Genomic DNA, 22969 nt, shown 5'->3' with positions numbered 1-22969 from the left:
GTTTGGGGTTTAAGGTTTAAAATTCGTTATCACCGGAATTTCCGGGCAGATTGGTAATTCTGGCAATGGGATAAATAAACATATCATCGAAATCATTCATCGCATTAATGATTTGAAAATGAGAATACTCTGCGATATTCTGCAAGGTGATTTCTGCTTCCTTTATTTTTTTATTTTTCAGAAGATATTGCCGCTGAACACCGTTCAGCAGATACGTTGAAGGCGTGAACCATTCTTTTCCCTTCTTAAACAGCAAATTCGAGAAAGAAGTATCTGTAATATGATTATTTTTTACAATGATAATCTCACTGGATTTTGCCTGCCGAAGCATTTTCTCGAGTTCTTTGCGGTCTTCAAATTTAAATGAATAATCATAGATATTGTTTACCACCAGCTGGAAATTGCTGATTTCAGAGATGGCATAAGGAATGAGCTGGGTTCTGAAGTTTTTATCCAGGTCGTAACTGATCCTCAGTTTGTATAGGCCATCTTCGTCATGCTCCAGATTTTTGAAGATTTCTGCGAGATTGATTGAACTTTCTTTACCGAAATGGGCAAAAGTGTCATCAACCCGCTTTTGGTGCAGGTCCAAGAGAAAAATTTTCTTGTCTTCTATCTTAATACTTTCAATAAATTGGGACATAAATTTTGTTTTTCATTTCCTGATATTCGGTTTCGGCTTTGCTTAAATGGGTAATTCCGCCACCGCTTTTGAAATATAATTTTCCGTTCTCTTTTTCTATAAACCTGATCATGACGCAGGAATCCAAATTCTTGCCATCAAACCAGCCGCAAACTCCCGTATAGAAACCCCGGGCATAATTTTCTGCTTCGAGCACAATTTCCAGGGTTTTTTCTTTGGGTGCCCCCAAAACCGACCCAGCCGGAAGTAATTTTTTCATAATACTTCCTATTTTTCCCTGAAAATCGGGCTTCAGCACACCGGAAATCTCCGAACTCATGGCGTAGAGATTTTTGTTGTGCGTTTTGATAAAATCAATCCGCTGAAATTCATCCAGTTTCACGTCATCTGCCACCATGCTCAAATCATTTCTCAATAAATCTACCACAGTGTAATGCTCTGCCTTTTCTTTTACGTCGCCCTTCAAAACCTCCACCGCACTTTCGGTACCGGCATCGATGGTGCCCTTCATGGGATGGGTAAAGATTTTATTATCTGTAATTTCTACAAAAGTTTCCGGGGAAAAAAATACAAACCTGTCTGGGTATAAAACTTTGTATTTGGATTGCGAAAGATAGAAAATTTCATTTAAAGTAAGGTTGGTTTTCACCTCCGTTTTACAGGTATAATTGGTGAGATAGGAATTGCCGGCTTTCAGGTTTTTCTGTACCAGATCAAATCCTTTTCTGTAAGATTCTTCACTTTGCGGGAAGGATTGAAACGAAATATCAAGAGGTTTACCGAGCGGTTCATTCGTCTTCTTAAATTTCTGAAAATCAATTAATAAACCCGATTTATCCAATTCCTCTTCCGTGAAAACCTCAACATTCTCCATTAAAAAATCCACCAAAAAGAAGTAAGGCGTTCCGGTTTGGGAAAGCTCATCCATCTGATCGAAACTGGGGTGAAATTTTCTTACCATGCGGCAAAAATAGTCAAAAGCGGGTGAGCGAAAAATTAAAACCGGAAATTTAAATCTTAAACCTTATTTTTGCGGCATGCAAAATAACCATCAGCAACAGTTCGGCCTTGGACAGATTTTGAAAAACGCTTTTAATTACTGGAATAAAACACTCTTTTATCAGTTGGTTTTCAGTGTTTTATACTTTTCCCTGTTTTTTCTGGGTTATTTTTATATGTTTCAGTATTTTGGACTTTGGGATGAATTCATTAAGTATCAGGATTTAGTGCGTACTGATCTTCCGGCATTCAATAAAAAAATGGAGGAAATCGCGCGTTTACCACAAATGCGTAATTTCGCTTTGGCATTTTTTGTTCTCCTGGCGCTCATCAATCCCCTGAATGTAGGTCTTTACAAAATCTACCGGAAAACAGACCTGAAAGAACCTGTAAGCCTGAACGATCTTTTTGCGGGTTATATCGGGTTCAATTTTTTTAAGTTTTTTGGATTTTATCTGTTCTGGATCATTATTTTCACCTACGCCAATGCACTGCTGTTTCTGGGCATATTCTGGATTTTTATCACACTGTTCTGTGTTCCACTGATGTTTTTTATGGATGTAAAGACATTTGAAGGAATTTCGCTTACGTTTAAAGTCCTTCGCAATAATTTCAGCACCGTAGTTCCCGCGATGATGGTAGCTTTTCTCTTCAGCTTAAGCGGCGTATTAATTTGCGGCGTTGGTTTTTTGCTGACTTTTCCGTTTTTAAATGCTATGATTTATACACTTTATCAGCATTATTACAAAGAAGTTGTTTAAAATTTAATTTTAGATGCTGTTTTTTTCCAATTTTAAATTTAAATTTGGGAAACATTAAAAATTAAAACTATGGACACTTTTCAGGAAATGGATGGCAATAAAGTGCCACAAAGAAGTACCAGCGAAATTATATCCCATGCTTTCGAGATGTATAAGGGAATTTTTCTTTATGCACTTCTGGCGATGGTGATTTATTTTATTGTCTCCATGGTTATTCAGCCGCTTTCGGGATTCGATTCAGCGAGTTTTTCTGAGGAAATCCGGTCTGCCGACGGCGATTTTTCATCGATCGATATCTGGGCAGTTCCCGGAATGAAAATTTATTACGGTCTTTCGGGAATTGTAAGCCTGCTTTTAGCTCCACTTTACGTCGGAGTCATTTACATGGCAAATAAATATAACAATCAGGAGCGTTTGCAGGCGTCAGATCTATTTATCGGCTACAGACAGAACTTTGTTCAGATTGTAATCTACAGTCTTATGGCATCGGTAATTATGGCAATTGCGTTAATGATGTGTTTACTACCTGTTTTTCTTGTGATTCCTCTATTGCTTTTGGGTTATCCTATTTTACTTTTTGAAAACGCCAGCTTTACTGAAGCTTTCAACAAGAGTTTCAGAATCGCTAAAGATCATTACGGCGTATTTTTAGGATCATCACTCCTTGGATTGCTGATCAGTATCGCGGGTGTTTTACTTTGCGGAATCGGAATCGTGGCAACACTTCCGTTCTATTTTGTAGTGATGTATTCAGCATATGTGGCGTTCTGCGGGAAACCAAGACAACTTAATTTCAACAACTGATTCTGATTAGAATTTAAAATTATGCCCAACAGGAAACACCAAATCAGCGAGGTAAAAATAAAGCAGATCTTTCTGCTGGCTCTTATTACTGTGCTTGCAGGATTAATCTGTTTTAATCTGTCTTTATTTATTCCTTCTGTTCTGGGCGCCATTACCCTTTACATTATCTCCAGGAAATACAATCTTTATCTTCAGGAAGAACGAGAGTGGAAGCCCTGGCTCGCATCCACAGTAATTATTTTGGGCACACTGCTCATTTTAATTCTTCCTGTTTATTTTATCGCCGACCTGCTTATAGAAAAATTAGGAAATGCTTCTGCTTACATGCAGAAATTCAACATCTTCGTCGATAAAATTCATGATTATGTGTATTCCAAAACGAGAGTCGATATTCTCAGCAAGGAGAATTTAACGAAACTGAAAGACAAAGTGGGAAGTTTCTCGACCACCGCAGTGAGCAGTACTTTTAATACCCTTACTGTGATCCTCTCCATGTACTTTATTCTGTATTTTATGCTGGAGAAGCCAAGGCTTTTTGAAAGACTGGTAAGAAGTTCAGCCCCCCTTAAAAAGGCTAACATTAATTTGTTGGGGGAGAAAATACAGAAAATGGTTGTTGCCAACGCGATTGGGATTCCTGTTGTCGCCATCGGACAGGGAATTGTGGCGATTATAGGATACTGGATTTTTGGCGCACCCAGCCCGCTTCTCCTCTTTGCCTTAACAGCAGTCGCTTCGATGATTCCTATCGTTGGTGCGGCGATTATTTATGTTCCTGTGTGCATTTTTATGATTGCAGAAGGCAATATGGGTGCCGGGCTTGGGCTTGCAGCGTACTGTCTTATCGCCGTGGGATTAACGGATAACCTCTTAAGATTCACTCTTTTAAAGAAATTAGAAAACATCCATCCTTTAAATACGGTGTTCGGAATCATTATGGGTATGAATCTTTTCGGGTTTATGGGACTGATTTTCGGACCGATTCTTATTTCGATTACGGTCCTTTTAATCCAGGTTTACAGAGATGAATTTTCTGATGACGACCGGGAACTTATTATGCCGGAACCAAAAGAGATCGAGAAAAAAATAGATTTAAGTATTTAAAAAATGGAAGGTTTAAAGCCAGAAATCCTGCAGGAAATTTGCAGCGCGAAAATGCCTTTCGGGAAGTATAAAGACACTGTAATTGCAGATCTTCCCATCAATTATCTGGAATGGTTTCATCGGGAAGGTATGCCCAAAGGCAAACTGGGGATGCAGCTTTCTACTATTTACGAAATCAAAATCAATGGTTTAATGGACCTGCTTACCCCAATCCGTGGGAAAGTGAGTTTTGAAAAAACGAAGAAGAAAGTCTATAAGTTTTAGTGTGATTGGATCAGGATTTTATATGATATTAGTCGGAGTATTCGGCATTTTTATGGGTCGCTATTTTTACAATAATGCCCATGATATTTACGAATACGAAAAATTAAAGACAAAGAATTGGTGGCGGAAAATAACTTATAAACTTAACACGCCCCGGATATTAAAGTTTTGGGGATTCTCTTAATGCTCTTCGGACTTGTTGAAATTATTATTATGTCAATTGTTTTATTAATAAAATTAATTGCGTAAACCACCACAGAATATAACTTTCCGGAAGGTTCCGTAGGAACCTAATGTGTGTAGAATTAACGTTTTAAGAGAAAAGCGTTCCGTAGGAACGCAATGTTAAAATATTAATCAAAAATGGCAAACACCTATTCACAAATCTATCTTCAATTCATTTTTGCAGTAAAAGGGAGAGAAAATTTGATTAAAGAAGATTTCAGAGAGGAAGTACAAAAATACATTTCGGGAATCATTGAAAATAAAAAGCATCAACTGATTTCTATTTACGCCAATCCGGACCATATTCATATTTTCTTAAGTCTGAAAGATTTATCTTCTCCGATATCTCAGTTGGTTAAAGAAATAAAAGTTTCATCTACTAATTTTATCAATGAAAAAAGATATCTTGATACTCCATTTTATTGGCAAGAAGGTTACGGATGCTTTTCATATTCTAAAAGCCAGCGGGATGCTGTGGTAGATTATATTCAAAATCAGAAAGAACATCATAAAAAGAAAAGTTTTAGAGATGAGTACGTGGAATTTCTGATAAAATTCGATGTGAATTTTGATCAAAAATATGTGTTTGAATTTTATGATGATAAAACAGATTAGGTCATGGCGTTCCTACGGAATGCTCCTTCGTCCGCGAACCTTCTTTGCTACACACATTCGGTTCCTACGGAACCGCCCGAAGATTTCCTAAGTCTGCAGGTGAGGAGAATGCGGTGTTTGAACGGAACACTACAATTACAACGGATATTAAATAAATAACTATCAGGTTCCTAATGAAGAGCATGGCATTCCTGCGGAACGCTCTTTCGTCCGCGAACCTTCTTTGCTACACACATTCGGTTCCTACGGAACCGCCCGAAGATTTCCTAAGTCTGCAGGTGAGGAGAATGCGGTGTTTGAACGGAACACTAATTACAACGGATATTAAATCGATAACTATCAAGTTCCTAATGAAGAGCATGGCATTCTTGCGGAACGCTCTTTCGACTGCGAATTATCTTGCTACACACGTTCGGTTCCGGAAGAATAAGGTCGCATTCGAAACACAGAAAAAGAAGGTTTATAAATTCTAACCTTTTAATGCTGCAATTTCATCCCTTAATTTTGCAGCCTTAATGAAATCCAGGTTTCTTGCTGCAGCTTCCATTGCTTTCTGTTTTTCTGCAATCAGTTCTGTGGCGTCTTTTCCATAGCTTGCTTTTTCTTCGGCAACCTGTTTCAGGATTTCTTTTTGGGTATATTTCGGATCCGGGAAATCTTTGGATCTTCCGACAAGGATTTCCGAAATTTTCTTGTTCAGTGCCTGTGGAACCAAACCGTGTTTTTCGTTGTATTCCATCTGCTTTTCGCGTCGATAGTTGGTTTCATCGATCGCTTTCTGCATGGATCCGGTTATTTTATCGGCGTACAAAATCGCTTTACCATTAACATTTCTTGCTGCTCTACCAATGGTTTGAACAAGCGAACGACGGGAACGCAGCATTCCTTCCTTATCCGCATCCAGAATCGCAACGAGGGAAACTTCGGGCAAATCCAGACCTTCTCTTAATAAATTTACGCCCACCAAAACATCGAAAAGTCCTACCCGCAAATCCTGCATAATCTGAATTCTCTCCAAAGTCTCAACGTCGGAGTGGATATAACGCGTGCGTATTCCGAATTTTGTAAAATATTTTGTGAGTTCTTCTGCCATTTTCTTGGTCAGCGTTGTTACCAGAACTCTTTCATCAATCTCTGTTCGCTTCTGAATTTCTTCAATTAAATCATCAATCTGGTTTAATGAAGGTCTTATATCAATTACAGGATCCAGAAGTCCGGTCGGACGAATAATCTGCTCGATATATTCCCCGCCACTTTTTTCAAGTTCATAATCTGCCGGAGTTGCCGACACGTAAATCACCTGATTCTGCATGGCTTCGAACTCCTCAAACTTCAGCGGACGGTTATCCATTGCCGCCGGAAGACGAAACCCGTGTTCCACCAAAACCTCTTTACGGCTTCTGTCGCCTCCGTACATGGCGTGAACCTGGGGAATCGTTACGTGACTTTCATCAATCACCATTAAAAAATCCTTCGGAAAATAATCTAAAAGACAGAACGGACGCGAACCGGGCAATCTTCCGTCGAAATAACGCGAGTAGTTTTCAATTCCGCTGCAGTAACCGAGTTCTTTCATCATTTCCAGATCGAGTTCGGTTCTTTCCTGGAGTCTTTTGGCTTCAAAAGGTTTTTCAATTTCATTGAAAAAATCAACCTGTTTAACCATATCATCCTGAATTTCGCGGATGGCATTGACCTGTGTTTCTTTGGAGGTCACGAAAAGGTTTGCGGGATAAATATTGATCTCTTCAAACTCTGCCATCACATTTCCGGAAAGCGGATCGAAGCTCTGAATTTTTTCAATCTCGTCACCGAAAAACTGTATTCGAACTGCATTATCGGCATAAGCTGGATATACATCAATAACATCACCTTTCACCCTAAAGGTCCCGCGTGTAAATTCATTTAAAGTTCTTGCATACAAAGCATTTACCAGTTTATGTAGAAAAGCGGTGCGGGTGATTCTGGCATTTTTCTGAACTTCAATTAAAGACTTATTGAATTCCGTAGGGTTTCCGATACCGTAAATACAAGAAACCGACGCTACTATTAATACATCCCGCCGACCTGAGAGCAAACTTGCGGTTGCAGACAGTCTCAGTTTCTCAACTTCTTCGTTAATAGAAAGATCTTTTTCAATGTAAGTATTCGTTGAAGCAATAAATGCTTCCGGCTGGTAATAGTCGTAATAACTCACAAAATATTCCACGGCATTATCAGGAAAGAATTCCTTAAACTCCATAAAAAGCTGGGCCGCCAGCGTTTTATTATGCGCCAAAACAATGGTTGGCTTCTGAATTTCCTGCACAACATTAGCAACGGTAAAAGTTTTACCCGAGCCAGTAACTCCAAGAAGGGTCTGGTATTTTTCGCCAATTTCAATGCCTTTGACCAATTTTTCAATGGCCTGGGGCTGGTCGCCTGTCGGTTTATATTCTGACTGAAGTTTGAACTGCATGATGCAAAATTACGTAAATTTTAAAACTGAATTTTTTTCTTTATTAATAACTAAAAAAACTTCTAAAATTTCTTTAGAAGTTTTCTATCTCATTATATTTTTTACTTTGTTGGAAATGCTCCGGAAAACGTCATCGTAATAGGCATTTTTATAACGTGTTTTACAGGTATGCCATTTTCTGTAGCGGGCGTCCAGACCTTATCTTTAAGTGCGCTGACGCTTCTTATGGCCTCCCTGTTAAAAATATCACTGGTTCCGTCAGCTGAAACTGTTCCCATTTTTCCGTTTTCATCTATTTCCACATTAAGTTCCGTTTTTACCGTCCCTTCATCACCTTTAAAAACAGAAGTGTCAAAATTGGCATTAATTAATTTTCTAAACTCATTAATACCTCCTGGAAACTGTGGAAGAATACCCGTAAATTTTTGACTGTCTTCTTTTACTGAAGTTGGTGCTACAGCTTTATCCATATTTGACTTATATTTCTTTTTAACAGTATCATTTTTTACGATATTTTCTTTTCTAACTTTTTCAAAAGCCTTTATAAGTTCTTTTTCCGCTGGAGTAGCATTCTTTTCATCTATAGGAACGGCTATATCTTGTTTTTCTGAAGCGTTTAGGCTATTTACTTTTACTTTCGAGGCTTCGGTTTGGGCCTGAATTTCTTTAGAGAAAAATACGAAAAGAATTGCAAGCAAAGGGAGAACAGCAATTTTTTTTATAGCTGAAAATCTGGAATTTTTAGTTGTCATCATAATAAATCGTTTTTTGGTGTTATTAAAATCGAATTGGTGCGTTAATTTTAAAATTTGTGTATTCGTAATTTCATGGAGAATTAAATGCTGGTATTTACTGATGTCGTAGTTGTTTTTCAGAACAAATTCATCAGCCAAAAATTCGTGATTTATGATCATGGCATTTTTATAAAAGTATAAGGCAGGATTGAACCATGAAAATATTTTGAGGAACTCTATTAATAAAATATCGGCAGTGTGATTTTGTGAAGCGTGACATTTTTCGTGGAGAAATATTCTTTCATCAATTTGATTATCAACGAAATGCTTTTCACCAAAGTACATTGTTTTTAAAAAACTGAAGGGTGGATAATCTCGATTTAAAACTACGATGCGGTGATTTTTGTAGATTCTTTTCTCTCCTTTTAAAAGTAGGATTTTTAAAAATGAATGGATAAATTTTACAAGGAATAAAGTTGATATCGATAAATAAACACCAAGTATAAGTTTACTCCAGTCGAAGTGTTGGGCGGTGTTAACACCTACTTGCTGAAATTGCTGAACAGGTTCGCCGAAGATTAAATTTGGCTGACCGCTGCTTTCGAAATAAGTTGGCATCGGTATAAACGGCAACGAATACGCAAATAAAAGAGACAAAACCAGAAATATTCTGTTGAATATAAATATGCGCTCCTTTGCTAAAAAGAAATGATAAAAACCCAACAATACAGTGGAAGATATTACGATTTTTAGAATTATTGTTTCCATTTTAATCTTTTATTTGGTTATCAATAATGTCCCGAAGTTCTTTCAGCTGTTGCTGACTCAATTTTGAGTTGGCGGTAAAAAATGAAGCAAACTGAGAAACAGAACTGTTGAAAAACTGGTTAATAATTGAAGTCATCTCTCCGTTAAAGTAATCTTCTTTATTAACTTTCGGAAAATACTGTCTGGAATTACCGAAACTTTTGTAGCCGATAAGATCCTTATTCTGCATTCTTTTAAGGTTGGTGGCAACAGTGGTAGCCGCTGGCTTTGGTTCCGGAAGCGCTTGTAAAAGATCTTTCATAAATGCGGTTTTATTTGTCCACAATATTTCCATGAGTTCTTTTTCAGCTTCTGTTAATTTATTTTTCATTTTCTACTTTTTTAGATTCTATTCTACAAATGTAGAATTTAATTTCAATAAAGCAAGATATTTTTTAAAATATTATCAATTCTTTAAACATAACAAATAAAAAAGAGCAGTGGTTGCTGCTCTCATTGATCTATTTTTTTCTTTTGGAGAAACTCTCAAAGTCTTCTATGACAAGACCTTTAGATTCATTTCTGGGCTGAAAGCGTAGATTTCTGTTGCTATAGGTTACTGGATTTTCGGCCGTTTTTAAAATGGTTTGACCGCTGATCAGTTCCAAAGCTTTCTTCAGTTCCGGATCCGATACATTCCCAAACTCCTTTATATTGTTGATTGCCCGATAGGGATTGATATCGTAAGTCGGAAGGATTCCACCGCTGGGATTTGGATCTTTGTCCTTATTATAATAGGAAAATGTAATGGGCTGCAACTTCCAGTTGTGTGCGGTATTTCTGGTGGAGTACGAAGTGTAATCTGATGCAGGCGAATCATAAAGGGAGATGGAACCAACAAATTTTCCGTAGGTTTCGTTACCGATGGTGGTTACCGGAACATATTTATTAAGACTGATGACGGTAAGTTCACTCGCAGAAGCAGTCTGGAAAGAAACCAATACATAAATCCTGCTCAGGCTCAGGCTGTTTACATTCTGCTGCCCGGTTTGTTCCGGATGACCGTTTACGATGTTATAGGTTTTCACGGTGTTGGTTAAATAATCCATTCCGTCTTCATCGTTATGCTTTGCGTTGAAATCAAGGTAAACGTAGGGCTGTCCGGTGTAATTTCCGTTCACCATCTGGGCCAGGGCAGTTGCCGTTTCCAGTGATCCACCTCCGTTGTATCTTAAATCCAGAACAAGTTCTGTAATCCCGTCGGCTTTCATTGTAGCAAAAGCAGCATTCAGTTCATCATTATAATCTGATTTGAAACCATTATAGACCAAATAGCCAATATTTTTGCCACCGTAATTGTACTTTTTATAAAAGGCTACGGGATTCTCATCAATATTTGTTTTGGTAATGCTGATGTTTTCAGCCCTGTCGGTTGTTACCAAACCCGTGGAAGTAATTACTGCAGTTGCAGCTCTTGTTATGGTAAACTGGTCCTGAGAGAGCTGCGAATAATTGCTGATTGTTAAAGGTGAACCATTCACTTTAGTAATAATGTCTCCTCTTACGATTCCAGCATTAGCGGCTGAGCTTCCTGGAATTACGTAATTTACAAGTGCCACTGCAGAGGTATTGGTATTATCTTTGGGATAAACCGCATAATCAAAGCCGGTTAATTTTTCAATTTCAGCTATTTTCGATGCGGGTATAATGGTATTATTATTTTCTATCCAGGAGAACCGGTCGGTATTTCCATAATCATACAGCAGACTGTAAAATAGACCATCCGGAGTTTTAGAATTGATATATGAAGCATAATCGGCAGAGTTTTTGAAGTTGTCAGCTAACTTAGGTACATTTGGCTGCCAGTAATACCACGAGTTCATCGCCTTCCACACAAAATCATTTACAGAGTTTGTAGCGGCCGGTGATGAGGGTGCCGGATCGTTATCCCTGGAACATGATAACAATGATAGGGTGGCAAGCGCTAGACCTGTTACATATATCTTACCTTTCATGTGTAATAATTTTAATAAATTTGAATTTAACCATTAACGGAAAATAATGAAAATCAATATCATAACCCCCGCAATTTTATCAGGCGTCTCTGCATTAATTTCCGTGTCCTGTACTGCAAACGCACTGCCAAAAGTAAAAAATCCGGTTTATGAATCGTATGATATTTCAGGAGAGAAAGGTTACCATGTATCATTTGAACTTAGTAACGATTCAATTCCTGCCACGTCTGTAGTTATTAACAGGATTCAGCAGACCATTTCTTCCGAAAATAAAACTGATTTAAAGTATAAAGTCAACGTCATTACGCAATCGAGAAAACTTTTGGGATTCAAACCTAAAATTACCGATCTCGAAAACGGAATTTTCTTCAAAACAGATACCGCTGAAATTTTCAAACCTGTAAATTTCAAATTACAGAAACAGTAATTTTGTACAGCATTACTTTTTTAGTTACGGATTTAAACCAAAAAATATTTAAATATGAATTATTTATCGATTAGAAATTTATCTATGTTGGGAATAGTTTTCCTTGTTTCCTGCACAGGAAGCCAAAAAACTTCGGTAACAGCGCAAGATACCACCGTGAACGGAATATTACCCAATCCTGAAACCGCCGACAAAAATTCCCCTGAATATCAGTCTGCTTTTGCAGGGCAAACCAGAGTTCCGGGCGTAAAAACCACCATTCCTTATCAGGTGGAAGTTATCAATTCAGATTTACAGAAACCGTGGGGAATCATCAATTTACCGGACGGCAGATTCCTTATCACTTCGAAAACCGGATACCTTAATATTGTTTCAGCAGACGGAAAAACAATTTCGAAAGTTGAAGGACTTCCAAAAGTTGATGATAAAGGACAGGGAGGATTGCTTGATGTCGCGTTAGATCCAGATTTTGCCAGTAATAGGATGATTTTCTGGAGTTTCTCTGAACCGGTTTCGAGCGGAAATCATACGGCGGTGGCAAAAGGAAAACTTTCTGCAGATGAAAAAACAATAGAAAACCCAACGGTAATTTTCCGTGCAACTCCAACCTACGACGGTGACAAGCATTACGGAAGCCGCTTGGCCTTTGATAAGGAGGGCTACCTTTTTGTAAGCACCGGCGAACGTTCTGACCGGGAAACCAGGCCTTATGCGCAAAAACAGGACTCTTATTTAGGAAAGATTTTAAAAATCACAAAGGACGGAAAACCCGCACCCGGAAATCCTAACCTTGCAGGTTGGAAGCCGGAAATCTATTCGACAGGCCACCGAAATCCGCAAGGAATGGCTATAGACCACAAAGGACAGGTTTGGGACGCAGAAATGGGACCGCGCGGTGGAGACGAAATCAATCTGATTCAGCCCGGGAAAAATTACGGCTGGGGTGATGTAACTTACGGAATTGAGTACAGCGGCAAAAAAATCAACAACGGAACAACAAAAAAAGAGGGAACAGAACAGCCTGTTTATTACTGGGATCCTTCCATATCCATGAGCGGAATCACCTTCTATACCGGAAATATTGAGGAGTGGAAAAACAATATGATGATCGGCTGCTTAAGCGGACAGAAAATCATCAGGCTGGTAATCGAAAATAATAAAGTAGTAGGTGAAGAATGGCTTTTAACCGACAAAAACGACAGAATCCGGGATGTGCTGAACGGGCAGGACGGAAATCTTTACGCCGTTTCAGACAGCGGAAAACTTTATAAAATATCTAAAAAATAGAAGATTTTCAATACGCATCAAGACCCTTGGCTGATGTTGAGGGTTTTTTACTGCTTTAAATATACTAAATCAGATCCGAAATCATCTTGCAAATTGGAAAGGATTTTTGCGGTCTTCGTTTTCACAAAGAGCTTTTCAACGAAAAAGTTAGTTTCGAAGAACTGGCGGTGAATCCCGGGAAGTAATTCCATGAAAAGATCCATTCCCACCTGATTATTATGTAAATCCATTTTTTTCTCCAAAGGTTCGTTAGGGAAAAGTTCCTCGTGCAGATCGGTCATTTTTTTACAGAAATCTAACGCTTTGTGCGGCGACGATATTTTGCAGCAGTACATCATGATGAGGCATGTCCACAGCGCATGTCGGTAAGCATTCCCGATTCCGCTGTTGGCGTTGGTTTCCGGGAAATGCTTCTGGGCGAGCATAAAACTTTTCACCGTCGCATAAAATCCCAATAATGAGAAGAGCGGATGCGGCAGAGCAAGTCTCAAAAGTCTCAGAATTTTTCTGAAACTTAAAGTTCTTAAGGTGTTGAGCAATATTCCGGCTATTCTTCTCATAATAGAAATCTCCCCTGTAAAGGAGAGATTTTTATCGTTTTTAAGATTATATTAATGTACAAGAAGTCTCACGGTTTTGGAAACCTTCTCTTTAATTTCTGTACGCTTCACAATAAAGTCTACGAAACCTTTTTCCTGCAGGAATTCTGAAGTCTGGAAACCTTCCGGTAAATCTTTTCCTATGGTTTCACGAATTACCCTTGGTCCGGCAAATCCGATCAACGCGCCCGGTTCTGCCATAATAATATCGGCAGTCATCGCGAAAGATGCGGTAATACCACCAAAAGTAGGGTCGCACAGATAGGCGATGTAAAGCAAGCCTTCTTCTGAAAGTTGGGCCAATTTCGCCTGAACTTTCGCCAACTGCATCAGGGAGTAAGTCGCCTCCTGCATTCTTGCTCCACCAGACTGGCAGATGATCATGTAAGGAAGGCGGTGTTCTATACAGTAATCTACTGCACGACGGATTTTTTCGCCCATTACCGAACCTAATGACCCTCCGATGAACGCAAAATCCATACATGAAATCACTATTTTCTCTCCGTTTACCGTTCCTACTGCATTACGGATGGAATCTGTTAACTTGGTTTTGGCTTTTACTTCTTTTAAACGGTCTGTATAAGCTTTGGTATCTTTAAAATTCAGCATATCTACGCTTTCTACGTTCGCGTCGAGTTCTGTATATTTATTTCCGTCGAAAAGAATTGAAAAGAATTCGTTGCTGCCAATTCTCACATGGAAACCATCTTCCGGAGAGACATAATTATTAGCTTTAAGTTCCTCATGCTCAATAATTTTCCCTGTAGGAGTCTGATGCCAAAGTCCTTTCGGAAGATCTTTTTTGTCTTCTGTGGAAGTGGTGATATTTTTTGCTTTTCTTTTAAACCAGTCGAATGCCATTTTTGATAGATTTTAGATTCCAGATTTTAAATTATAAAAGTGCGACGCAATTAAAATTTATCATCTAAAATTTTAATTTTAAAGTGTATTTACATTGTTCAGATCTTCAAAAGCTTTTTCAAGTCTTGCACTGAAAGTTTCTTCGCCTTTTCTGATCCAAACTCTTGGGTCATAGAATTTTTTGTTTGGCTTGTCGTCTCCGTCAGGGTTTCCGATTTGAGTTTTCAAATACTCAAGATTGTTAACCATATAATCGCGGATTCCTTCGGTGTACGCAAACTGAAGGTCGGTATCGATGTTCATTTTTATCGCACCGTAGCTGATTGCTTCTCTAATTTCTTCAACAGTAGAACCAGATCCGCCGTGGAATACGAAGTTCACCGGTTTTTCACCAAGGCCAAACTTTTCCTGAACGTATTTCTGAGAATTATCTAAAATTTTTGGGGTCAGTTTAACATTTCCTGGCTTGTAAACGCCGTGAACATTACCGAATGCTGCTGCAATGGTAAAGTGAGGAGAAATTGCCTTCAATCTTTCGTAAGCATACGCCACTTCATCAGGCTGGGTATAAAGTTTAGACGAATCTACTCCCGAATTGTCAACTCCATCTTCTTCACCACCGGTAACTCCAAGTTCAATTTCGAGTGTCATGCCCATTTTTGCCATTCTTTCGAAATATTTACAGGAAATGTCAAGATTTTCTTCAATCGGTTCTTCAGAAAGATCCAGCATGTGTGATGAGTACAAAGATTTTCCGGTTTGCGCAAAAAACTCTTCGTTAGCATCCATTAAGCCATCGATCCAAGGGAGGAGTTTTTTCGCACAATGGTCCGTATGCAGAATTACAGTTGCTCCGTAAGCTTCAGCCAACGTGTGAACGTGTTTTGCACCTGCGACTGCACCGGCTATTGCGGCTTTTTGCCCATCGTTGCTTAAACCTTTTCCTGCATTGTATACTGCGCCACCATTTGAAAACTGAATAATTACGGGAGAATTTAATTTCGCAGCAGTTTCCATCACCGCGTTCACATTACTGGAACCGATAACGTTTACTGCGGGAAGTGCAAAGTTATTTTCTTTAGCATATTCAAAAATGTCGGTAACCATTTGACCTGTGGCAACACCTGCCGGAAAACGTCTGTTCATAATATATTTTTTAAAAGATTTATTCTGAATTTTAGGTCTGTAAAGTTAAGAATTTTATGCGAAAAACATTAGTTTCTTTTGTCTTTTCCCCAAAGGAGTTTCTGGCGGATTGTTTCGTAAAAACTTAAGTTATTGGGATGAATGAGCAGGATCTGAAACTTTGCTTTACGCAGCACAATTTCCACATCGGTTTCCATGTGAATCAGCCTGGAATCGAGAGACAAAGAATATTGCGGAACACGGCTTTCAACTTTCAGGCGAATTTCCACATCATCATTTACAATTAAGGGCCGCACATTCAGATTATGAGGTGCAATAGGTGTGATGACGAAATTGGCGTTGGCTGGTGTAATAATTGGTCCGCCACAACTTAATGAATAGGCTGTAGAACCGGTTGGGGTTGAAATAATGACACCGTCGCCCCAGAAGACATTGAGAAACTCTCCATTTATATAAGATTCTACCGTAATCATGGCGGTAGTTTCTTTACGCGAGACTGTTAAATCGTTTAAAGCATAGGGAAAGAAAACAGAGTTGTTCGGCGAAACAATTTCAATAACCGATCTTCGGCTAATTTTTACTTCTCCTTTAATAATATCATCAAGTTCCAAAAAAACTTCCTCCTTACTGAAACTTGCCAGGAATCCCAGCCTTCCGGTATTTACTCCCACCACAGGAATTTCTAAATCCTGCACATATAGCAATGAGTTTACAATGGTACCATCGCCTCCGAAGGTAAAAAAAAGATCTACTTTTTTCTGCTTTAAATCTTCTTTCCCACAAAAGGTTTCAAAGATTTTCGAAAACTGCATCGCGTTGGCCATTTCTTCGTGTAAAACCGCCTGTACGCCGCGTTTTTCGAGCTCTGAAACAAATTTACTGAGATACAGAAAGGTATCTAAGTCGCTTTTTTGAGAATATATTGCTGCCTTCATCATTTAAAACTCCAGAAATTTTTGAAAGAAACCGAATCTGTCTTTCAGCAGGTCTTCCTTCTCATCATCATAATACTTATGAACTACGCTGTAGCCGTATCTTTCGAATGTTTCGTCGATAGAGCTGGTATTTTCGCTATTGAATTTCAGGGTGATCTGTATATAGTCTTCTGTAATTAAATTAATGAAACAGCCGTAAATTTTACCATTATTTGATTCTACAATTTTGCAGACTTCGGTCATGGAATAATGTCTACCATTGGTCTGCACAATCATCACCGCGCCGTTTTCCGAGAAAAGCGGATATTTTGAAAATTCGTTAAAGATATCGTCGCAGCAAAGATAGCCCATGTATTTTTCGGTCTTCGAAATCACGGGAACCACGTTGCAGTTGAAGGTGTGAAAAAGTTTGATGGAATCGAGCAGATTACCGTCGTCCAGGATTGCAAATTTTTCGAAATGCATATCGAGTGAGCCCAGCGTTCCTTCCGGACTTTCATCTAAAAAGGACTGGCTGATCGCGCCCTGGTACACGCCTTTCTTTTTTACAAATACATGAGAATAACCGAACTCTTTCGCCATTTCATTCGCATCATCAATCATGTCGCTGGAGTTGAAAGCCGGGTAATCTTTCGAAATGTAATCTTTGATAAACATGATGCTAATTTAGGAAAATATTAAAAACCTGAGGCTCTTTTGAAAATTTTTAAAAATAATTTAAAAATAGCTTGCTTCATATGGAAACAAAAACATATCTTTGTCGCCTTTCATTTTTACTTTTTATTAGATTTATTTCAAACTGCACTGTCCATTGGGCTTTGCAGTTTTTTATTTTTTGGCTGCGGGCATCTGCCGGAGAAAAATTAATCCCGCCAGAATAATCACTCCTCCAAAACCCTGCATCAAAGTAAGTTTTTCACCATCCAAAAGTCCCCAGATAATCGCCACCACCGGCATCAGCAACGTAACGGTAGAGGCAAAAAGCGGAGTTGAAACACTTAGAAGTCTGTAATTAAGCATCATCGCCAGGCCGGTTCCGAAGATTGAGAGCAAACTTACAAAGCCAAGCCCTTCCCATAAACTGCTGTTTACCTGAATATTATTAAAAAATCCTGCAAATACCAGCGCAATTACCGATGGAAGAATCAGCACAAATGAAAAGACAAATGCAGAGAGAATTTTTGCAGGAATATCACTGAGTTTTGATTTTACCGTCGTGGTACTTATTGCATACATTAAGGTCGCCAAAAGCAACAGTAATATCGGAATCAGTTTGAACTCGCCGCCTTCGCCACCGGAAAACGCCAAAATACACGCGCCGGTAAAACTGATGATGACGCCAACAACCTGTCTTTTGGTGGTATGAAATTTCCAGAGCAGCGCGCCCACAATAATCACGAAAATCGGCATCATCGAGTTGATGATTCCCGCAATGCTGCTGCTTACCTCGGTTTCCGCAATCGGGAAAAGAAACATCGGAATGAAATTTCCTGTCACTGCAGCGAGTATAAGCCATTTCAAATGTTTTTTCGGAAATTTCCTGATGTTGAGAATTGCCAAAGGAAGCAGAATAATTCCGGCAATCAAAACGCGCAGCGCGCCTACTTCATACGGATTGAAATGCTCCAGTGATTTTTTTATCAGTATGAATGAAGAACCCCAAATAACGGAGAGCAACACAAGTAAAACCCATTTTTCTTTTTCAGGATTCATTGTTTCTTTTTAAAATGTTTAAATATTCAAGTTTGGGAATCATCCTTGCGCCCAGACTTTCGAGATGCTCAGAGTGAATCTGACAGTCGATTAGTTCCAGATCTTTATGCTGCAGGATGAAATTTAGAAATCCGGCTTTTGAGGCATTGCTTACTTTGGCAAACATACTTTCGCCACAAAACACGTTTCCGATCTGAACTCCGTAAAAGCCACCGACGAGTTCTTCGTTCTGCCAGACTTCAAAGCTTTTTGCAAAACCATGTTCATGAAGTTTTGTAAACGAGTCAATCAATTCATCGGAAATCCAGGTTCCGTCCTGCCCTTTTCTGTAGGTGTTTTTGCAGTGAAGCATGACTTCGGGGAAACATTTGTTTTCAGTAAAAGTAAAGACTCCATCTCGCAGGATTTTTTTCATTGATTTTGAAATCCGCACTTCATCCGGAAAAAGCACAAATCTTGGATTCGGACACCACCAAAGAATTTCTTCGCCTTCATTATACCACGGAAAAAGCCCAATTTGGTAAGCGAACAAGAGCCTTTCGGGAGAAAGGTCGCCACCCACCGCCAGCAAGCCGCTTTCTGAATTCATCAATTCAGGATCGGGAAAAGAGATTTCGTTTGGATCGAGTAAAACCATTTTTCAAAAATTAAATCCTGCGCTTGGGCAAGGCAGGATTTTTATTTATTTTTTTGTTTCGACCAATCTTTTAGAAAGGTAAATCATCATCTTCTTCAGCAAAAACATCGGTATTGGAAGCTGCAGGTTTCGATTCTGCCGGACGTACCTCTACAGGTTCATTGAAATTTCCACCGTCTACTTTTTCAATTCTCCATCCTGTGATCGAATTGAAATACCTTACTTCACCCTGTGGCGAAGTCCATTCTCTTCCTCCGATGTTGATAGAAACCTTTACTTTATCTCCTTCTTTATAAGCATTAAGTAAATCACCTTTTTCTTTCAGAAATTCGATACTAATTGGTTGCGGGTACTGTTCTTCGGTCACAATAACCATTTCTCTTTTCTGAAAGCCGCTTGCAAACGTCTGAACGTCACCCAGTTTCTTTATAATTCCTTGTAATTCCATAATTGATTGTTAAAGGTGTAAAAGTAATAAATAAACGAGACAAAAAGAAGTTGGAAAATTAAAAACTTTAAAAATCTGAAAAAATGTAAAATTTTCTTGCTTTAAAGGAGAAAAAGTATTTATATTTGCACTCACAAAAAAAGAGAAGAAGTTATTTAGCGGATGTGATGTAATTGGTAGCCATGCCAGACTTAGGATCTGGTGCTGTGAGGCGTGTGGGTTCGAGTCCCTCCATCCGCACTTTTATTGCGAAAATAGCTCAGCTGGTAGAGCACGACCTTGCCAAGGTCGGGGTCGCGGGTTCGAATCCCGTTTTTCGCTCAACAATCTACCTGCCTTGGTGGTGGAACTGGTAGACACGCAGGACTTAAAATCCTGTATCCGCAAGGATGTACGGGTTCAAGTCCCGTCCGAGGTACTTTAAACGCTGTTGATCTTCATTGATTTGCAGCGTTTTTTGTTTTTTACCCACACCTTCGGCAAAGATTTTGTAACTTTAAGATCATTAAAATTACAAAACATTATGGCAAATCACAATCTAAAAACCCTGTCCCAGGTAATCAATGTCCTAAGGGAACGCGGCATTACCAGAGAGATCCGTATGACTGACGATAAACAGTTTATTTTGCAGGAAACAGATATCACTTATCAACCCACCGATTTATCCATCATAAAATCTTACCGGTTTGAAGGCGACAGTAACCCTGATGACAATGCAGTTTTATATGTACTTCAGGATAAAAATGGTTTACAGTCGATCATCATTGATTCATATGGTGCAGAAAGTAATTATACAGGAGAAGAATTCGATAATTTCCTGAGAAGCATTCCGATAAATGAGAGGGAAGATTTTATTTTAGAATAACACATAAATCCGAAAATTAGTTTTCGGATTTTTTTCTGAAAAGTTTCCGGAAAATGCCTTTTTCCTTCATATTTTCCTTTGTCTGCTGTACTTTTTCTTTTAATTCCTGTTTTGTTTCTTTCAAATCGGTCTTATTCTGCTCCAGTGCAGCTTTTGTATTTTCAACCGTAGTTTTCACTGTTTTTTCGGTGTTTTCTACATTTTTCCCAATCAGGGTTTTCTTCAGACCCAATTCGATGCCTTTCCAGAAAAGGTTAAAAAACGATTTTGTAGGATCGCGCTGAACATTTTCAACCGGAACCGAGTCGGGGTACGTACCGGAATCGGTCTTCACAAAAATATTTGCTACAGCGGAAAGAACTTTATCTTTATCGCCCGTTGGTTTTAAGATCGAAACTCTTAAGTCTTTATGTTTCATATTTAAAGTTCCGTTCAGGCCTCTGTTGTTGCCTTTAAAACTGAAAATGAGATCCGAAATTAAACCTGTCGCACGTATCTTCAGGTAAGGTTCAATAAAAGGGTTCACCCTTGACGCTGGCAAATCAGCAATATTGCCCGAAATCGAGAAATTATCCGTCATGCTGGCGGTATCCAAACTCCATTTTACGTTCATTAGGGAAGCATTCATAAACAAGCAGGTGATATTTACAGGAATCTGGGTTGGTTTTCCCTTCATTTTGCCGGAGTTCAGGTTTTTCACATTCATATTGAAATGATTAAAAGTGAGTTTGCCCGGTCCGTCGCTTTTATGCGTATCTTCTTCGTACACCAACAGTGAATTTTTAATATCCGTATTCTGAATATACACAGGAAACTTTATACTTCTGAGCAATTTGGAATATAGCGGTTTTTCGGTTAAATCATCTTTCGGAATTTTGCTGCGGAAAATATTCGCATTCATCCCGTTGAGTGTAAGTTGCGAGGCGTTCAGAAATTTCTGAGGCGATAAAAAATCCCAGTTTCCATTCAGTGTTACAAGATCTGCTTTCACATCATATAGGTCTTTTTCAACAGGTATCATGCGGATGAACTGCGCGCGGGAAACTTTAGGCTTTAGGGCAAAATTCGAAATCTGAACCCCATTTTTCCCGAATTTCAGTAAAGAGGCCGAAAGGTTATAAAATTTCGTTCCGTAACTGAAATTTCTGGTAGTAATACTGTAAAAACCTGTTTTAAAGGGAACAGGATTTTTTATCGTACTCGAATTCATTTCGACCTGCTGAACCGTCGCATTTAAATCTTTAAAAATTAAAGGATTATTCCCTTTATCAACTGTCAGATTCGAGTTTTTTAGAGAGAGATTCTTAACCGTAAGCGGAAAATAAATTGATCTGAAGTCCGGTTTCTTTTTATTCTTGTTTGTTCCGGTAATAATTTTTCCGTTCAGACTATTGATCAGAACGTTCTGTACATTAAGCTTCAGTCTGTTTTCCACAAATTTGAACTCATTGATCTGTAGCTTTACCTTTTGAGCCGTTAAATCCAAAAGTGTCTTGTCTGATTTGGAAACGGTAGGTTTTATAGAAAAACTGCTGAGTTCTGTAGATTTTGGAGTGAGTGCCATTGCAGCAATCTTTACGTTTTCAGTTTCTGAAGAAAAACCGATGTTTTTTCCTGAAATATTGAAATCTGCGTACTGAAATGGCAGCGGCTGTTTTGAAGTATCGGCATTCATCAAAAATTTATTGATGTTCAGGCTGATATTTTCAACGTTCAGCAGCGGAGTGCCGGCGGGTTTCAGAATGGAGATTTTCGCATTCTTCATCAATACCTCTTCCATATTTACCACGTAATTAAAATCTTTTTTCGTGGCAGGCGGTTTTACATTGGTGGTATAAATTTTAAGTTCCGGATCTTCAAACTCGGCATTCGAAAGTCTAATCTTGTTTCCGTTAAGTTCGATATCTTTAAACTGCATTTCCGAAGTTTTGAAAGCATAAAGATTTCTTTTTGAAGGGTAAAATTTCCTGAAATTAGCGTAAGACAGAAGCGGAGTTAAAGCAAACTCCTTAAGATTCATTTTTCCGTCTTTGGTCGTAATGTATTCCGTGGTGACTGCGTAAAGATTATCCGGTCTGAAGAAGAAATTTCTTCCGTTAATATCGTAACGGTCGAAAACCACAGGAAGTTTATTTTCCACGGCTTCTTCGGTCATCTGCAGATTTTCAACTTGGAGGTTAAGGTCCTGAACGGAAAGAAATTTCTGTTTTGTATGTTTAAAAATCTGAATTGTGCCACTGCTGATTTTCAGATTTTCGAAAACCACAGGATTCCGTCTTTTTCCTGTTTTATCGTCAATCGGTTTTGCGAGAATGATGTTGAGATTGGGATTCTTAAGAAGAAGATTAGAGCTGTTAATCCTTTTCCTGAAGAGCGCATCATAAATCCCCAGCCGCGAAATCGAAAGCGTATCCACCGTCCCCTGCAACCTTATAACATTTTGATTTTCAGCATTTTTATTATTGACTGAAATTCCGGTGGCGTAAATATTTCCGGTGCCCAAATCCACATCCAGCGAGTGGTAAGAAATTTTGTAATCGGAATTGTTTTTAATATACCCGGGAAGTTTGCTTTTGAGCCAGAAATTAATTCCAAAATTAACTGCCAAAAAAAGCAGAAAAATAATTCCCAAAATCCTCAGTAAAATTCTAAAGTAGTTTTTCCTCATTTTTTTGAAGATTA

General features: G+C 38.7%; 23 protein-coding genes and 3 tRNA genes. 11 read left to right on the top strand and 15 right to left on the bottom strand.

The features are described 5' to 3' along the window. Positions 1 to 16 precede the first annotated feature (16 nt). Both OK344_RS06065 and OK344_RS06060 read right to left on the bottom strand, forming a co-directional pair. On the bottom strand, positions 17 to 643 hold the full coding sequence (locus OK344_RS06065; protein WP_265143936.1) for an aminotransferase class IV: 627 nt from the start codon (positions 641 to 643) through the stop codon (positions 17 to 19). Then, entirely contained in the window at positions 627 to 1604 is a 978-nt protein-coding gene (locus tag OK344_RS06060) for an aminodeoxychorismate synthase component I (RefSeq protein ID WP_265143935.1), read from the bottom strand. Before OK344_RS06060 ends, OK344_RS06065 begins: the two co-directional genes overlap by 17 nt. Positions 1605 to 1680: 76 nt before the next feature. Between OK344_RS06060 and OK344_RS06055 the strand changes: the two genes are divergently transcribed. From OK344_RS06055 to tnpA, 5 genes are all read left to right on the top strand, one after another. Then, complete coding sequence (locus OK344_RS06055) at positions 1681 to 2403, top strand: hypothetical protein (protein ID WP_265143934.1); 723 nt, start codon at positions 1681 to 1683, stop codon at positions 2401 to 2403. A 69-nt stretch (positions 2404 to 2472) separates the two neighbouring features. Continuing rightward, positions 2473 to 3207 carry a beta-carotene 15,15'-monooxygenase gene (locus OK344_RS06050; protein ID WP_265143933.1) on the top strand — a complete coding sequence of 245 codons (735 nt, stop codon included), beginning with the start codon at positions 2473 to 2475 and terminating at the stop codon, positions 3205 to 3207. Positions 3208 to 3228: 21 nt separating this feature from the next. Then, positions 3229 to 4311: an AI-2E family transporter gene (locus OK344_RS06045; RefSeq protein WP_265143932.1), complete on the top strand. Its 1083-nt coding sequence runs from the start codon at positions 3229 to 3231 to the stop codon at positions 4309 to 4311. Positions 4312 to 4314: 3 nt separating this feature from the next. Further along, positions 4315 to 4575: a DUF3820 family protein gene (locus tag OK344_RS06040; RefSeq protein ID WP_265143931.1), complete on the top strand. Its 261-nt coding sequence runs from the start codon at positions 4315 to 4317 to the stop codon at positions 4573 to 4575. A 363-nt stretch (positions 4576 to 4938) separates the two neighbouring features. Further along, a complete protein-coding gene (tnpA, locus tag OK344_RS06035) occupies positions 4939 to 5415 on the top strand; it encodes an IS200/IS605 family transposase (RefSeq protein ID WP_265143930.1) in 477 nt (158 codons plus the stop codon). A gap of 469 nt (positions 5416 to 5884) precedes the next feature. Here tnpA and uvrB read toward each other — a convergent pair whose 3' ends face one another. The 4 genes from uvrB to OK344_RS06015 form a co-directional block, all read right to left on the bottom strand. Further along, a complete protein-coding gene (gene uvrB / locus OK344_RS06030) occupies positions 5885 to 7873 on the bottom strand; it encodes an excinuclease ABC subunit UvrB (RefSeq protein ID WP_265143928.1) in 1989 nt (662 codons plus the stop codon). Positions 7874 to 7974: 101 nt separating this feature from the next. Further along, the gene (locus tag OK344_RS06025) at positions 7975 to 8952 is read right to left on the bottom strand and encodes a M56 family metallopeptidase (protein WP_265143927.1); all 978 of its coding nucleotides are present in this window, start codon (positions 8950 to 8952) and stop codon (positions 7975 to 7977) included. Positions 8953 to 9376: 424 nt separating this feature from the next. Then, entirely contained in the window at positions 9377 to 9745 is a 369-nt protein-coding gene (locus OK344_RS06020) for a BlaI/MecI/CopY family transcriptional regulator (protein WP_265143926.1), read from the bottom strand. A gap of 130 nt (positions 9746 to 9875) precedes the next feature. Further along, complete coding sequence (locus OK344_RS06015) at positions 9876 to 11369, bottom strand: S41 family peptidase (RefSeq protein WP_265143925.1); 1494 nt, start codon at positions 11367 to 11369, stop codon at positions 9876 to 9878. Between the two features lie 46 nt (positions 11370 to 11415). Between OK344_RS06015 and OK344_RS06010 the strand changes: the two genes are divergently transcribed. Continuing rightward, on the top strand, positions 11416 to 11796 hold the full coding sequence (locus OK344_RS06010; protein WP_265143924.1) for a hypothetical protein: 381 nt from the start codon (positions 11416 to 11418) through the stop codon (positions 11794 to 11796). Positions 11797 to 11850: 54 nt separating this feature from the next. Then, positions 11851 to 13083 (top strand): PQQ-dependent sugar dehydrogenase, encoded by a 1233-nt coding sequence (locus tag OK344_RS06005; protein WP_265143923.1) that lies wholly within the window; start codon positions 11851 to 11853, stop codon positions 13081 to 13083. A 47-nt stretch (positions 13084 to 13130) separates the two neighbouring features. Here OK344_RS06005 and OK344_RS06000 read toward each other — a convergent pair whose 3' ends face one another. The 8 genes from OK344_RS06000 to OK344_RS05965 form a co-directional block, all read right to left on the bottom strand. After that, positions 13131 to 13643, bottom strand: a complete 513-nt coding sequence (locus OK344_RS06000; RefSeq protein ID WP_265143922.1) for a DUF6973 domain-containing protein — start codon at positions 13641 to 13643, stop codon at positions 13131 to 13133. 51 nt (positions 13644 to 13694) lie between these two features. Then, positions 13695 to 14543: an acetyl-CoA carboxylase, carboxyltransferase subunit beta gene (gene accD, locus OK344_RS05995; protein ID WP_088468460.1), complete on the bottom strand. Its 849-nt coding sequence runs from the start codon at positions 14541 to 14543 to the stop codon at positions 13695 to 13697. 78 nt (positions 14544 to 14621) lie between these two features. Beyond that, complete coding sequence (gene fbaA, locus OK344_RS05990) at positions 14622 to 15689, bottom strand: class II fructose-bisphosphate aldolase (protein ID WP_265143921.1); 1068 nt, start codon at positions 15687 to 15689, stop codon at positions 14622 to 14624. A gap of 68 nt (positions 15690 to 15757) precedes the next feature. Further along, positions 15758 to 16624, bottom strand: coding sequence for an NAD kinase (locus tag OK344_RS05985; RefSeq protein WP_088468704.1), 867 nt, complete (start codon positions 16622 to 16624; stop codon positions 15758 to 15760). A gap of 3 nt (positions 16625 to 16627) precedes the next feature. Continuing rightward, the gene (locus OK344_RS05980) at positions 16628 to 17281 is read right to left on the bottom strand and encodes a CBS domain-containing protein (RefSeq protein ID WP_265143920.1); all 654 of its coding nucleotides are present in this window, start codon (positions 17279 to 17281) and stop codon (positions 16628 to 16630) included. A 171-nt stretch (positions 17282 to 17452) separates the two neighbouring features. Beyond that, on the bottom strand, positions 17453 to 18337 hold the full coding sequence (locus OK344_RS05975) for a DMT family transporter (RefSeq protein WP_265143919.1): 885 nt from the start codon (positions 18335 to 18337) through the stop codon (positions 17453 to 17455). After that, positions 18327 to 18974 (bottom strand): leucyl/phenylalanyl-tRNA--protein transferase, encoded by a 648-nt coding sequence (gene aat, locus OK344_RS05970; protein WP_265143918.1) that lies wholly within the window; start codon positions 18972 to 18974, stop codon positions 18327 to 18329. The genes OK344_RS05975 and aat overlap by 11 nt, the downstream gene beginning before the upstream one ends. 70 nt (positions 18975 to 19044) lie before the next feature. Next, positions 19045 to 19422, bottom strand: a complete 378-nt coding sequence (locus tag OK344_RS05965; RefSeq protein ID WP_265143917.1) for a DUF3127 domain-containing protein — start codon at positions 19420 to 19422, stop codon at positions 19045 to 19047. Positions 19423 to 19580: 158 nt separating this feature from the next. Between OK344_RS05965 and OK344_RS05960 the strand changes: the two genes are divergently transcribed. From OK344_RS05960 to OK344_RS05945, 4 genes are all read left to right on the top strand, one after another. After that, positions 19581 to 19662 (top strand) — tRNA-Leu (locus OK344_RS05960). Between the two features lie 8 nt (positions 19663 to 19670). After that, positions 19671 to 19743 (top strand) — tRNA-Gly (locus tag OK344_RS05955). A gap of 13 nt (positions 19744 to 19756) precedes the next feature. Next, a tRNA-Leu gene (locus tag OK344_RS05950) sits at positions 19757 to 19840 on the top strand. A gap of 105 nt (positions 19841 to 19945) precedes the next feature. Continuing rightward, positions 19946 to 20287 carry a hypothetical protein gene (locus OK344_RS05945; RefSeq protein ID WP_265143916.1) on the top strand — a complete coding sequence of 114 codons (342 nt, stop codon included), beginning with the start codon at positions 19946 to 19948 and terminating at the stop codon, positions 20285 to 20287. 16 nt (positions 20288 to 20303) lie between these two features. Here the strand turns inward: OK344_RS05945 and OK344_RS05940 are convergent, their stop codons facing one another. Beyond that, a complete protein-coding gene (locus tag OK344_RS05940; protein ID WP_265143914.1) occupies positions 20304 to 22955 on the bottom strand; it encodes a hypothetical protein in 2652 nt (883 codons plus the stop codon). Between the last annotated feature and the right edge of the window lie 14 nt (positions 22956 to 22969).

The organism is Kaistella yananensis (genome assembly GCF_026107505.2).
Taxonomy (GTDB): Bacteria; Bacteroidota; Bacteroidia; order Flavobacteriales; family Weeksellaceae; genus Kaistella; species Kaistella yananensis.
Note: the sequence above shows the minus strand (reverse complement) of the source record. Positions and strands in the feature narration are given on the sequence as shown.